16 protein-coding genes are annotated in these 13,075 nt (G+C 58.8%); 15 read left to right on the top strand and 1 reads right to left on the bottom strand.

The window, feature by feature from the left end; translation table 11 throughout:
* Positions 1–15 precede the first annotated feature (15 nt).
* A complete protein-coding gene (sppA, locus tag J3D54_RS00530; protein ID WP_253416259.1) occupies positions 16–1,005 on the top strand; it encodes a signal peptide peptidase SppA in 990 nt (329 codons plus the stop codon).
* Positions 1,006–1,078: 73 nt separating this feature from the next.
* Here the strand turns inward: sppA and J3D54_RS00525 are convergent, their stop codons facing one another.
* Positions 1,079–1,657 carry a nucleoside triphosphate pyrophosphatase gene (locus J3D54_RS00525; protein WP_253416258.1) on the bottom strand — a complete coding sequence of 193 codons (579 nt, stop codon included), beginning with the start codon at positions 1,655–1,657 and terminating at the stop codon, positions 1,079–1,081.
* Positions 1,658–1,762: 105 nt separating this feature from the next.
* Between J3D54_RS00525 and J3D54_RS00520 the strand changes: the two genes are divergently transcribed.
* The 14 genes from J3D54_RS00520 (at position 1,763) to J3D54_RS00455 (ending at position 12,983) form a co-directional block, all read left to right on the top strand.
* Positions 1,763–2,290 carry a YceD family protein gene (locus J3D54_RS00520; protein ID WP_253416257.1) on the top strand — a complete coding sequence of 176 codons (528 nt, stop codon included), beginning with the start codon at positions 1,763–1,765 and terminating at the stop codon, positions 2,288–2,290.
* 13 nt (positions 2,291–2,303) lie between these two features.
* Entirely contained in the window at positions 2,304–2,486 is a 183-nt protein-coding gene (gene rpmF / locus J3D54_RS00515; RefSeq protein WP_003179396.1) for a 50S ribosomal protein L32, read from the top strand.
* A gap of 3 nt (positions 2,487–2,489) precedes the next feature.
* On the top strand, positions 2,490–3,500 hold the full coding sequence (gene plsX, locus J3D54_RS00510) for a phosphate acyltransferase PlsX (protein WP_081625794.1): 1,011 nt from the start codon (positions 2,490–2,492) through the stop codon (positions 3,498–3,500).
* 125 nt (positions 3,501–3,625) lie between these two features.
* Complete coding sequence (fabD, locus tag J3D54_RS00505; protein WP_253416256.1) at positions 3,626–4,564, top strand: ACP S-malonyltransferase; 939 nt, start codon at positions 3,626–3,628, stop codon at positions 4,562–4,564.
* Positions 4,565–4,580: 16 nt separating this feature from the next.
* Complete coding sequence (gene fabG / locus J3D54_RS00500; protein ID WP_007942004.1) at positions 4,581–5,324, top strand: 3-oxoacyl-ACP reductase FabG; 744 nt, start codon at positions 4,581–4,583, stop codon at positions 5,322–5,324.
* Positions 5,325–5,516: 192 nt separating this feature from the next.
* Positions 5,517–5,753 (top strand): acyl carrier protein, encoded by a 237-nt coding sequence (gene acpP / locus J3D54_RS00495; RefSeq protein WP_003175607.1) that lies wholly within the window; start codon positions 5,517–5,519, stop codon positions 5,751–5,753.
* A 109-nt stretch (positions 5,754–5,862) separates the two neighbouring features.
* Positions 5,863–7,107 carry a beta-ketoacyl-ACP synthase II gene (fabF, locus tag J3D54_RS00490; protein ID WP_253416255.1) on the top strand — a complete coding sequence of 415 codons (1,245 nt, stop codon included), beginning with the start codon at positions 5,863–5,865 and terminating at the stop codon, positions 7,105–7,107.
* Entirely contained in the window at positions 7,107–7,922 is an 816-nt protein-coding gene (gene pabC / locus J3D54_RS00485) for an aminodeoxychorismate lyase (protein WP_253416254.1), read from the top strand. The genes fabF and pabC overlap by 1 nt, the downstream gene beginning before the upstream one ends.
* Positions 7,923–7,925: 3 nt before the next feature.
* Positions 7,926–9,116, top strand: a complete 1,191-nt coding sequence (gene mltG, locus J3D54_RS00480) for an endolytic transglycosylase MltG (protein WP_253416253.1) — start codon at positions 7,926–7,928, stop codon at positions 9,114–9,116.
* A gap of 19 nt (positions 9,117–9,135) precedes the next feature.
* Positions 9,136–9,768, top strand: a complete 633-nt coding sequence (gene tmk / locus J3D54_RS00475; protein WP_253416252.1) for a dTMP kinase — start codon at positions 9,136–9,138, stop codon at positions 9,766–9,768.
* A complete protein-coding gene (locus J3D54_RS00470) occupies positions 9,761–10,747 on the top strand; it encodes a DNA polymerase III subunit delta' (RefSeq protein WP_253416251.1) in 987 nt (328 codons plus the stop codon). The genes tmk and J3D54_RS00470 overlap by 8 nt, the downstream gene beginning before the upstream one ends.
* A gap of 42 nt (positions 10,748–10,789) precedes the next feature.
* Positions 10,790–11,146 carry a PilZ domain-containing protein gene (locus J3D54_RS00465; RefSeq protein ID WP_019582736.1) on the top strand — a complete coding sequence of 119 codons (357 nt, stop codon included), beginning with the start codon at positions 10,790–10,792 and terminating at the stop codon, positions 11,144–11,146.
* 13 nt (positions 11,147–11,159) lie between these two features.
* Positions 11,160–11,951 (top strand): TatD family hydrolase, encoded by a 792-nt coding sequence (locus J3D54_RS00460; RefSeq protein WP_253416250.1) that lies wholly within the window; start codon positions 11,160–11,162, stop codon positions 11,949–11,951.
* 393 nt (positions 11,952–12,344) lie between these two features.
* Complete coding sequence (locus J3D54_RS00455) at positions 12,345–12,983, top strand: TetR/AcrR family transcriptional regulator (protein ID WP_007942012.1); 639 nt, start codon at positions 12,345–12,347, stop codon at positions 12,981–12,983.
* Positions 12,984–13,075 lie beyond the last annotated feature (92 nt).

Below are 13,075 nucleotides of genomic sequence, written 5' to 3'. Positions count from 1 at the left end.
GCAGGGGTAAGTGTCATGACCGACGAATGGAAAGCGCCCGCCAAGGCGAGCGCAGAGAGCGGTGACGAGAGAAGCTGGAAGCTACTGGAAAAGACCCTGCTGGCCAGCGTGCAGGAGCATCGTCGGTCCCGTCGCTGGGGGATTTTCTTCAAGCTGCTGACCTTTGTGTATGTGATGCTTGCGTTGTTCTTGTTCTCGCCGCTGATGGATATGGAAAAAAGCGCCACGCGCGGTTCCGGTTACACGGCGCTGATCGATATAACCGGCATGATTGCCGAGAAAGAGCCCGCCAGTGCTGACAATATCGTCGGCAGTCTGCGTGCAGCCTTCGAGGACAAGAAGGTCAAGGGTGTGATTCTGCGGATCAACAGTCCGGGCGGCAGTCCGGTGCAGTCGGGGTATGTCTACGACGAGATCCGTCGTTTGCGCGGCCTGCATCCGGATACCAAGGTTTATGCGGTGATCTCGGATCTGGGGGCTTCCGGTGCCTATTACATTGCCAGTGCGGCGGATCAGATTTATGCCGATAAGGCTAGCCTGGTGGGTTCCATCGGTGTGACAGCGGCGGGCTACGGTTTTGTTGGCACCATGGAAAAGTTGGGTGTCGAGCGTCGTACCTATACCTCCGGCGAGCACAAATCATTCCTCGATCCGTTCCAGCCGCAGAAGCCTGAGGAAACTCAGTTCTGGCAGGGTGTGCTCGATACCACGCATCAGCAGTTCATCAGTAGCGTCAAGAAGGGGCGTGGCGACCGTCTCAAGGATAAAGAGCATCCGGAACTGTTCTCCGGGCTGGTCTGGTCCGGTGAGCAGGCGCTGCCGTTGGGCTTGATTGATGGTCTGGGCAGTGCCAGTTCGGTGGCGCGTGATGTGATTGGCGAGAAAGAGATGGTGGACTTTACTATCGAGGAGTCACCGTTTGATCGCTTCTCGAAAAAGCTCGGTGCCAGCGTGGCTGAGCATTTGGCGATGTGGATGGGCTTCCAGGGGCCAGCATTGCGCTGATTACCTGTCTGCATAACGAAACCGGCCCGTGTGGCCGGTTTTTTATGCGAGCGCAGTCTCTACATGGATCGGTTTAGGGGATCTGCACGCCTTCAGCCAGTAACATGTCAACCAGGCGAATCAGTGGCAGGCCGATCAGGCTGGTGGCGTCAGGGCCTTCAGTGCTTTGAAACAGGCTCACCCCCAATCCTTCGGCCTTGAAGCTGCCAGCGCAGTCGTAGGGCTGTTCGGCGTGCAAGTAGCGTTCGATGCGTGCTGCGTCGAGTGTGCGCATGTGCACGGTAAACGACACGCAGTCGACCTGGCAGTGGCCGGTCTGACTGTTGAGTAATGCCAGGCCGGTGAGGAACGTCACGCTGGCACCGCTCGATGCCAGCAGTTGTTCGCGGGCCGTTTCGAAGCTGTGTGGCTTGCCGATAATGCGCTGGCCTAGTACCGCGACCTGGTCTGAGCCGATGATCAGGTGGGCGGGATGGCTGGCGGTAAGTGCCCGGGCTTTTTCTTCGGCGAGGCGCTTTACCAGTTCGATGGCTGACTCGTCCGGGCGATGGCTTTCGTCGATATCCGGCGAGCTGCAAGTAAACGGCAACTGCAGGCGAGCCAACAATTCCCGGCGATAAACCGAGCTTGAAGCGAGTAATAAAGGCAGCATGCGCATCTCCAAAGGGCAGGGGGCGAATTCTAGCGCAGGCTCAAGTGACGGACAGGGCTGAATTTCCTTTGACATGGCCGGGGGCATCCCTATAATGCTGCGCCTATGTTGAATGACCCGATTCCACCTCACGTTGACCCGCGCAAATTGGCTGACCGTGGCACCACCCTTCAAGGTGAAATGCTGCTGGCCGATTTGGAGAGACTCTGCGACCCGCTTTCCGACAGTGTCGGTACGGTGCAGGCTAAATTCGTTTTTGAACGAGATGAACGTAAGTCTGTGGTAATCCACAGCTTTATCGACACCGAAGTCAAAATGGTTTGCCAGCGTTGTCTTGAGCTGGTCACCCTGCCGATCCATAGCGAATGCAGTTATGCTGTGGTGAAGGAGGGTGCGAATACCCAGTCGTTGCCGAAAGGTTATGACGTGCTGGAACTGGGCGAAGATCCATTGGATCTGCAGTCACTGATCGAGGAGGAGCTTCTGCTCGCCTTGCCCATTGTGCCTGCTCATCATCCGGAAGAATGCCAGCAGCCGGCGGGAGCAGATGAGCCCGAACCGAGCGAGGACGAGGTAACGCGGTCCAACCCGTTCAGTGTATTGGCGCAGTTAAAGCGTGACCCAAACGTTTAGGAGTTAATCAATTATGGCTGTTCAGCAGAACAAAAAATCCCGCTCTGCCCGTGACATGCGTCGTTCGCACGATGCTCTCGAGGCTAGCACTCTGTCTGTAGAAAAAACCACCGGTGAAGTTCACCTGCGTCACCACGTATCGCCAGAAGGCGTATACCGTGGCCGTAAAGTGATCGACAAGGGCGCTGACGAGTAATCCTTGTCCGCTCAAGTCATCGCGATTGACGCAATGGGCGGGGACTTCGGTCCCCGCAGCATTGTTCAGGCCAGCCTTGCTTGTCTGTCAGCTACGCCCTCGCTGCACCTGACCCTTGTCGGTCAACCCTCCCTACTTGAAGAATTGATCGCTGGCCAATCGGCTGTGGATCGCTCGCGCCTGTCGATTGTGCCGGCGTCCGAAGTCATCACCATGGACGAAAAGCCTGCCCAGGCCCTGCGCGGCAAGCCTGATTCGTCGATGCGTGTGGCGCTGGAGTTGTTGCGTGATGGCAAGGTCCAGGCGTGCGTCAGTGCCGGCAATACCGGTGCGCTGATGGCGTTGTCGCGGTTTGTGCTCAAAACCTTGCCGGGGATCGATCGGCCGGCCATGGTCGCCGCCATTCCGACCGAGAAAGGTTTTTGCCAGTTGCTCGATCTGGGCGCCAATGTCGATTGCAGTGCCGAGCATCTGTTGCAGTTCGCGGTGATGGGTTCAGTGGCGGCGCAAGCTTTGGGTGTCGTTCGTCCACGGGTCGCGTTGCTGAATATCGGCACCGAAGACATCAAGGGTAATCAGCAGGTCAAGCTGGCGGCGACCCTGCTGCAAAATGCGCGTGGCCTGAATTACATCGGGTTTGTCGAAGGTGACGGTTTGTACCGTGGCGAGGCGGATGTGGTGGTGTGTGACGGCTTTGTGGGCAATATCCTACTCAAGTCCAGCGAAGGCCTGGCGACCATGATTGCCGGGCGGATCGAAGCCCAGTTCAAGAAAAATTTCGCGTCGAAGCTGGTGGGTGCACTGGCGCTGCCGCTGATGAAACGCTTGCAGGCCGAGCTGGCACCGGCGCGCCATAACGGCGCAAGTTTCCTCGGTTTGCAGGGAATTGTTGTGAAAAGTCACGGTTCGGCGGGGGTTCAGGGCTTCCAGAGTGCAATTCAGCGCGCCTTGATCGAGATTCAGGAAAATTTGCCGGAACGTCTTCATGGGCGCCTGGAAGATTTGTTGCCTTAGGCGTTTTCGTCAGACAATGCTTAAATGTGACCGCTCAGTTCAATGAGTCATCCAACTGTCAGTTTCTTGCGTTCCCTTGGCGGAACGTCAATTCTCCGACGACAAGATCATTAGGGGCTTGTTACATGTCTGCTTCCCTCGCATTCGTCTTTCCAGGACAGGGTTCGCAGTCCCTCGGCATGCTGGCCGAGTTGGGCGCGCAACACCCGGTGGTCCTCGAAACATTCAAAGAAGCTTCCGATGCTCTGGGTTACGACCTGTGGGCGCTGACCCAACAAGGGCCGGAAGAACAACTCAATCAAACCGATAAAACCCAACCGGCCATTCTGACCGCCTCGATCGCCTTGTGGCGTCTGTGGCTGGCTGAAGGCGGCGCGCGTCCGGCTTACGTTGCCGGTCACAGCCTGGGCGAATACAGCGCCCTGGTGGCTGCGGGCAGCCTGAGCCTGGGCGACGCGGTGAAGCTGGTAGAGCGTCGCGGTCAGTTGATGCAGGAAGCCGTTCCAGCCGGGCAGGGCGGCATGGCCGCTATTCTCGGTCTGGACGATGCCGACGTGCTGGCAGCCTGTGCTGAAGCGGCGCAAGGTGAAGTGGTCAGTGCGGTCAACTTCAACTCGCCGGGCCAGGTAGTGATTGCCGGCGCCAAGGCTGCGGTCGAACGCGCTATCGAAGGCTGCAAGGCGCGTGGTGCCAAGCGCGCCATGCCGTTGCCGGTCAGCGTGCCGTCCCACTGCGAGCTGATGCGTCCGGCTGCCGAGCGGTTCGCCGAGTCGATCGCAGCGATCGACTGGCAGGTGCCGCAGATTCCGGTAGTGCAGAACGTCAGTGCCGACGTGCCGGCCGATCTGGAAACCCTCAAGCGCGATCTGCTTGAACAGCTTTACAAGCCTGTGCGCTGGGTCGAATCAGTCCAGGCGCTGGCTGCAAAGGGCGCGACCCAGTTGGTCGAGTGCGGCCCGGGCAAGGTCCTGGCCGGTCTGAACAAACGTTGCGCCGAAGGCGTGTCGACCTCTAACCTCAATACCCCAGATGCTTTCGCTGCCGCCCGTGCAGCGCTGGTCTGATCAAGGAGAAGCTTGCATGAGTCTGCAAGGTAAAGTTGCACTGGTCACCGGTGCCAGCCGTGGTATCGGCCAGGCTATCGCTCTGGAGCTGGGTCGTCAGGGTGCCATCGTTGTCGGCACTGCGACCTCTGCATCGGGTGCCGAGCGTATCGCCGCCACTCTGAAAGAAAACGGTATTCAGGGCACTGGCCTGGAACTCAATGTCACCAGCGACGAGTCCGTAGCGGCCGTGCTGGCGAGCATTCAGGAGCAGTTCGGTGCGCCGGCGATCCTGGTCAATAATGCCGGTATCACCCGCGATAACCTGATGATGCGCATGAAAGATGACGAATGGCATGACGTTGTCGATACCAACTTGAACAGCCTGTTCCGCCTGTCCAAGGGCGTTTTGCGCGGTATGACCAAAGCCCGTTGGGGACGAATTATCAGTATTGGCTCGGTTGTGGGTGCCATGGGCAACGCAGGCCAAGTAAACTACGCAGCCGCCAAGGCCGGTCTGGAAGGTTTCAGCCGTGCACTGGCGCGTGAAGTCGGTTCGCGTTCGATTACGGTAAACTCGGTGGCCCCAGGGTTCATCGACACCGATATGACCCGCGAACTGCCCGAGGCGCAGCGTGAAGCCTTGCAAACGCAAATTCCGCTGGGTCGTCTGGGGCAAGCTCAAGAGATCGCGTCTGTGGTCGCTTTTCTTGCGTCCGACGGTGCGGCTTACGTTACTGGGGCTACAATCCCGGTGAACGGCGGGATGTACATGAGTTAAATGTGACGGATTGCTTCAAAAAAATGTCATACGAGCTGTCTAAAATCCGTTATAAAGCTGCAATCTATTTTATCGGCAGAAGGCCGCAGGGTTTGAGGAGTGAAGCTTTCAGTTGAAAAACTGAAAAGTCTTTCTATACACTTACCCACTGGCCAGCTGCCTGAATTTGTCCATTAGGAGTGAAAACAAGGTATGAGCACCATCGAAGAGCGCGTCAAGAAAATCGTTGCTGAGCAACTGGGCGTTAAAGAAGAAGAAGTGGTCAACACCGCTTCCTTCGTTGAAGACCTGGGTGCCGACTCCCTTGACACCGTTGAGCTGGTGATGGCTCTGGAAGAGGAATTCGAGACCGAAATCCCTGACGAAGAAGCTGAAAAGATCACTACTGTACAAGCAGCAATCGACTACGTTACCAGCCATCAGGCGTAATAGTTTTTAGTCGTCGCTCGCTGTCATGGAAAAACCGCACTGCCATCATGGCGTGCGGTTTTTTCTTTAGGCCTTGTGCGAAGTCGTCATTTGAAAAAAGGAGAGTGCTGTGTCGCGTAGACGCGTCGTAGTCACCGGTATGGGTATGTTGTCGCCACTGGGCACGGATGTGCCGAGCAGCTGGCAGGGCATTCTGGCTGGCCGCAGTGGCATTGGTCTGATCGAACACACCGACCTTTCTGCCTATTCCACCCGCTTTGGCGGTTCGGTAAAGGGCTTCAATGTCGAGGAATACCTGTCGGTCAAGGAAGCCCGTAAACTCGACCTGTTCATTCAATACGGTCTGGCTGCAGGTTTTCAAGCCGTGCGTAACGCAGGTCTTGAGGTCACCGATGCCAATCGCGAGCGTATCGGCGTGGCCATGGGGTCGGGTATTGGCGGTCTGACCAATATCGAAGACACCAGCCGCACACTGCATGATTCCGGCCCACGACGGATTTCTCCGTTTTTCGTGCCTGGCTCGATCATCAATATGATTTCCGGTTTCCTGTCCATTCACTTGGGTGCACAGGGGCCTAACTACGCCATCGCCACGGCGTGTACCACGGGTACACACTGCATCGGCATGGCGGCACGTAACATCATGTACGACGAAGCCGATGTGATGATCGCCGGTGGCGCCGAGATGGCCGCGTGTGGTCTGGGCATGGGCGGCTTCGGTGCCTCCCGCGCACTGTCGACCCGCAACGACGAGCCGGCCCGTGCCAGCCGTCCATGGGACAAGGGTCGTGATGGCTTCGTGCTGTCCGACGGTGCGGGCGCACTGGTTCTTGAAGAGTTGGAGCACGCCAAGGCCCGTGGCGCGACCATTTATGCCGAGCTGATCGGTTTCGGCACCAGTGGCGATGCCTACCACATGACCTCGCCACCGGCCGATGGCGCGGGTGCTGCACGTTGCATCACCAATGCCTTGCGCGATGCGAAGATCAATGGCGATCAGGTGCAGTACATCAATGCCCACGGCACCTCGACCTCGGCCGGCGACCTCGCCGAAGCCTGTGCGATCAAATCGGTGTTTGGCGATCACGCCTACAAACTGGCCGTCAGTTCCACCAAGTCCATGACCGGTCACTTGCTGGGTGCGGCAGGGGCGGTCGAGGCGATTTTCAGCGTACTGGCAATCAACAGTCAGATAGCCCCGCCGACCATCAACCTTGATGAGCCGGACGAAGGCTGCGACCTCGACTTCGTACCCCACACCGCACGCGGAATGGATATCGACGTGGTGCTGTCCAACTCCTTCGGATTTGGCGGTACCAATGGCTCGCTGGTGTTCCGCCGGTTCGCTGACTGATGGACAGCTGGGTCGACGGTCAACCGGCTGACGCTTTGTCGCTGAAAGATCGCGGCCTGGCTTACGGCGATGGTCTGTTCGAGACCATCGCCGTCAAGGGCGGGCAGCCGTTGTTGCTGGGTCGACATTTGTCGCGTCTGGCCGAAGGCTGTTCGCGCTTGGCGATTGTCACCGATCATGAGCTGATCCGTGCGGAGCTGCTGGCCTATGCCGCCGCTCTGGGCGAGGGTGTGCTCAAACTCATCCTCACCCGCGGCGACAGCCTGCGCGGTTACGCCCCCGATCCCTCGGCCCAGGCCCGGCGCATTCTGCAAGGCAATCCTCCCGCTGCCTATCCGGCTGTGCATGCGAAGCAGGGTGTTCGTCTGTTCCCTTGTGCGACACGGCTTTCCAAGCAGCCATTGCTTGCCGGTCTCAAGCACTTGAATCGTCTGGAGCAGGTTATCGCCCGTTCCGAATGGCAGGATACCGAGCATGCCGAAGGCTTGATGCTGGATCAGGTCGGGCGGGTGATCGAAGGTGTGTTCAGTAATCTGTTCCTGGTGCGCGATGGTGTGCTGGTGACCGCCGATCTCAAACGTTGTGGCGTGGCCGGCGTGATGCGCGCAGAATTATTGTTTCAAGCCGAGTCGTCGGGGATCCCCACACACATCACTGATATCACCCTCGAGCAGCTGCAGTGGGCTGATGAGGTGTTTGTCTGCAACAGCGTTTATGGCGTTTGGCCGGTGCGCGCCTATGCCGCACTGAGCTGGCCGGTTGGGCCGCTCACCCGTAAACTCCAAACCATTGCCCGTGCGCTACTGGATGCTTGATTCGTGAGACGTAAATTATTGCTGCTGCTGGAAACCGGACTGGTTCTGGCGGGGCTGCTGGCGGGCGCTTGCGCCTGGAAAATCCATTCGGCGCTGGAACAGCCGCTGAACATCGCCAAGGAAGAGCTGTTGGATGTGCCCAAAGGCACTACGCCGAACCGCACTTTCATTCGACTCGAAGCCGATGGCGTCATCAAGGACGCTTTCTGGCTGCGCGTGTACTGGCGCTTCAACCTGGCGGGTCAACCCCTACACAGTGGCGAGTACCGCATGCTTCCCGGCATGACAGTCGAAGGGCTGATCGACCTGTGGAAGCGCGGGGAAATGGTTCAGTACAGCCTGACGCTGGTCGAAGGCTGGAATTTCCATCAGGTCCGTGCAGCCCTGGCCAAGGATGAAAAGCTCGAACAGACCCTCAACGGTTTGAGCGACAGCCAGGTGATGGACAAGCTCGGGCACGGCGGGATTTTCCCGGAGGGGCGCTTCTTCCCCGACACGTACCGTTTCGTGCGTGGCATGACCGACGTCGATCTGCTCGAGAAAGCTTATGACCGCCTCGATGAGGTCCTCGCCAAGGAATGGAGCCAGCGTGCTGCCGATGTGCCCTACACCGAACCCTATCAGGCGCTGATCATGGCCTCGCTGGTGGAAAAGGAAACCGGTGTGCCGCAGGAGCGCGGGCAAATCGCTGGCGTGTTCGTGCGGCGCATGCAGATGGGCATGTTGCTGCAGACCGATCCGACGGTGATCTACGGCTTGGGCGATCGTTATAACGGTAAGTTGACCCGCGCCCATCTCAAGGAGCCGACGCCGTATAACACTTACCTGATCGCTGGCCTGCCGCCGACACCGATTGCGATGGTCGGCCGTGAGGCGATCCATGCGGCGTTGAATCCGGCGGAAGGCAACAGCCTGTATTTTGTTGCGCGCGGCGATGGTAGCCACGTGTTCTCCGATGATCTGGACGCCCATAACAACGCGGTGCGGGAGTTCCAGCTCAATCGCCGTGCCGATTACCGTTCCAGCCCGGCACCGACTACCGCGCCGCCGACGGAAGATGCCCAGGCGCCGATCCCGGCGGCTTCACCTGACAGGGCGGCCGAAGACGTGCCACAAGTAGCGCCGCAAGACTCTGCACAAGAGCCAGCGCCAGCGCCCGAACCGGATGCGCCCGCGCCGCAAAGCCCGCAATGACTCTGATTAAGGACTGCCTGTGACTGGCTTGTTTATTACCCTGGAAGGCCCGGAAGGCGCCGGCAAAAGCACCAATCGCGAGTACCTGGCCGAGCGTCTGCGCGCCGCCGGGATCGAGGTGGTGTTGACCCGGGAGCCAGGCGGTACGCCCCTGGCCGAGCGAATCCGCGACGTGCTGTTGGCGCCGGTCGATGAGGTCATGAACCCCGACACCGAGCTGCTGTTGGTGTTCGCCGCGCGGGCCCAGCACCTGGCTGAGGTGATCCGCCCTGCGCTGGCCCGTGGCGCGGTGGTTTTGTGTGATCGTTTTACCGATTCGACCTATGCCTATCAGGGCGGTGGTCGCGGTTTGTCGCTGGAGCGCATTGCGACCCTCGAAACGTTCGTCCAGGGCAATCTGCGCCCAGACTTGACGCTGATCTTCGATCTGCCGGTGGAAGTGGGCCTGGCCCGCGCCAGTGCCCGCGGTCGCCTGGACCGCTTCGAGCTTGAAGGCCGCACGTTCTTTGATGCCGTGCGCAGTGCCTTCCTCGATCGCGCCAAAGCAGATCCTGCGCGTTATGTCCTGGTGGATGCCGCTCAACCGCTGGCACAGGTTCAGCAGTCACTGGATGCCTTGCTGCCACGCTTGCTGGAGTTGACCCGTGGCTGAAGCCTATCCATGGCAGGACAGTCTCTGGCAGCAATTGGCCGGTCGTGCCCAGCACGCCCACGCTTATTTGCTGCATGGCCCGGCCGGGATCGGCAAGCGGGCGCTGGCTGAGCGTTTGATGGCCAGTTTGTTGTGCCAGCGCCCGACCGCACAGGGCCCCTGCGGTGAGTGCAAGTCCTGCCTGCTGCTCAAGGCCGGTAGTCATCCCGACAACTACGTCCTGGAACCGGAAGAGGCCGACAAGGCGATCAAGGTCGATCAGGTGCGTGATCTGGTCAGCTTCGTGGTTCAGACCTCGCAGATGGGCGGTCGCAAAGTGGTGCTGATCGAGCCGGTCGAGTCGATGAACATCAACGCCGCCAACGCCTTGCTCAAAAGTCTTGAAGAGCCGTCCGGCGACACCGTGCTGCTGCTGGTCAGCCACCAGACCAGCCGTCTGCTGCCAACCATCAAGAGCCGTTGCGTACAACAGGCCTGTCCATTGCCGAGCGAAGCCATGAGCCTGGCGTGGCTGGCCAAGACGTTGCCGGATTGCTCGGAAGACGAGCGCATTGAACTGCTGACCCTTGCTGCCGGTTCGCCATTGGCTGCGGTCAAATTGCAGGCCCAGGGCGTGCGTGAGCAGCGGGCGCTGGTGGTCGAGGGCGTGAAGAAATTGCTCAAGCAGCAGCAGTCGCCGACACAACTGGCCGAGGAATGGAAAACCATTCCCATGTTGCTGCTGTTCGACTGGTTCTGCGACTGGTCGAGCCTGATCCTGCGTTATCAGTTGACTCAGGATGAAGCGGGGCTTGGGCTGGCGGACATGCGCAAGGTCATTCAATACCTGGCGCAAAAAGCCGCTCAGGATAAAGTCCTGAATATCCAGGACTGGATTCTCGCCCAGCGGCAGAAAGTGATGAGCAAGGCCAACCTCAATCCGGCGCTGTTGCTGGAAGCGCTGTTGGTGCAATGGGTATCGTTGCCTACCCAGAAGTGACTGTCGTGCCTAGACTCTGATCATCAGACAGCGGAGGTCAGCATGAACGAACCCATAAGTCCCGGGCCGCGCAATGGCATTTTGTCCTTGACCATCAAGGACAGGTCCGTGCTCTACGCGGCTTACATGCCATTCATCAAGAACGGCGGCCTGTTTATCCCGACCAACAAGAGCTACAAGTTGGGCGATGAGGTCTTCATGCTCCTGCACCTGATGGACGAGCCGGAAAAGATCCCGGTCGCTGGCAGGGTCACCTGGATTACCCCCAAAGGTGCCCAGGGCAACCGCGCCGCTGGAGTCGGCGTGCAATTCAACGAAGGCGACGATACCGCGCGCAGTCGAATCGAAACCCATCTGGCCGGAGCCCTGAAGTCCGACCGTCCCACTCATACGATGTAAGTTGCAGCCCTTTATGCTTGTAGATTCCCATTGCCACCTTGATCGCCTCGACCTCACCGCCCACGACGGCTCCCTGGATGCCGCGCTCGACGCGGCCCGTCAGAGGGGAGTAGGGCACTTTCTGTGCATTGGTGTCAGCGTTGAGAACGCCGCCGATGTCAAAGCCCTGGCCGAACGTTATGACGACGTCGATTGTTCGGTCGGCGTGCATCCGCTGGACGTGCAGCCGGGTGCCGCTCCGGCGCTGGATTGGCTGTTGCGCGAACTCAATCATCCGCGGGTGGTGGCGATCGGTGAAACCGGCCTGGATTACCACTACGAGCCGGAAGCGGCAGAGTTGCAGCAGGAATCGTTCCGTCTGCATCTGCACGCCGCTGAGCAGACCGGCAAACCGGTGATCATCCATACCCGTGGCGCCCGGGCCGACACGCTCGAACTGCTGCGTGAGGCGGCGCTGCCTCAGGCGGGCGTGCTGCACTGTTTCACCGAAGACTGGGACATGGCCAAGGCTGCGCTGGACATGGGGTATTACATTTCCTTGTCCGGTATTGTCACTTTTCGCAATGCCGATGCTTTGCGCGATGTGGCCAGCAAGGTGCCGGCCGATCGGTTGCTGGTGGAAACCGACTCGCCGTACCTGGCGCCGATCCCGTATCGCGGCAAACCGAACCTGCCGCAGTACGTGCGTGAGGTCGCGGAATTTCTGGCAATGTTGCGAGGTGAGTCCTACGAGCGATTTGCCGAACAGACCACCGAGAATTTCAAGCGGTTATTTCCGTTGGCGCACGTCAGGGCATCGGCGTAACGTCGGAAAGTATTGCAGCTTTCAGCAGCTCCGCTGGGGCTTTGGTCTCAAATCGCGGGCAAAAAAAACCCGGGTTCTGGGGGGTGAATCCGGGTTAAGACCATTAGGAGTAAAACAAAGGCACGCAATCCTTTGGTACCTTCATCGGCGCGACACTTGGGGGAGATGCCCCGCCGACAGTTGAAGTATTGATCAGTATCGCGCCGAGTCCAGTTTGGCTGGTCGGGTTTTTAAACAAATTTGGAATACGCGCGCTTCGGTTGAGTTCTCATCAGCCAGGGATGTGGCGTGAATTCATCAAGAAACACATATATGGTCGGATGATCCGTGCATTTTGGCGTAAGTTAGGCATAATACGCGGCTTCGAATTTTGACCCCTACAGACCTTTTCTTATGCATAAAGAACCTCGTAAGGTCCGTGAGTTTCGTCGCCGCGAGCAAGAAATTCTCGATACCGCGCTCAAGCTGTTCCTCGAACAAGGTGAAGACAGTGTCACCGTCGAGATGATTGCTGATGCCGTAGGTATCGGCAAAGGCACGATCTACAAGCACTTCAAATCCAAGGCAGAGATCTACCTGCGCCTGATGCTCGATTACGAGCGCGATTTGAACGAGCTGTTGCATTCCGCCGATGTCGATAAGGACAAGGAAGCCCTGTCCCGGGCCTACTTCGAATTCCGCATGCGCGATCCCCAACGCTATCGGTTGTTCGATCGCCTGGAAGAAAAGGTGGTCAAGGGCAACCAGGTGCCGGAGATGGTCGAGGAACTGCACAAGATCCGCGCCTCGAACTTCGAACGTCTGACCCTGCTGATCAAGGGCCGGATCAGCGAAGGCAAGCTCGAAGACGTGCCGCCTTACTTCCATTACTGCGCAGCCTGGGCGTTGGTGCACGGTGCCGTGGCGCTGTATCACTCGCCGTTCTGGAGCAATGTGCTGGAAGATCAGGAGGGGTTCTTCCAGTTCCTGATGGACATCGGCGTGCGCATGGGCAACAAGCGCAAACGCGATACCGACACGCCGAGCAGCTGAACCATTCAGTTGCCTTATTGCGCCATGATTTAGCTACATGGCGCAGTACCGCAGGAATATACTCAGGCATAGGGCTTGCTAAAACTTGATTT

The sequence above is a fragment of the Pseudomonas sp. GGS8 genome, from assembly GCF_024168645.1.
In the GTDB taxonomy this organism is placed as follows: domain Bacteria; phylum Pseudomonadota; class Gammaproteobacteria; order Pseudomonadales; family Pseudomonadaceae; genus Aquipseudomonas.
Note: the sequence above shows the minus strand (reverse complement) of the source record. Positions and strands in the feature narration are given on the sequence as shown.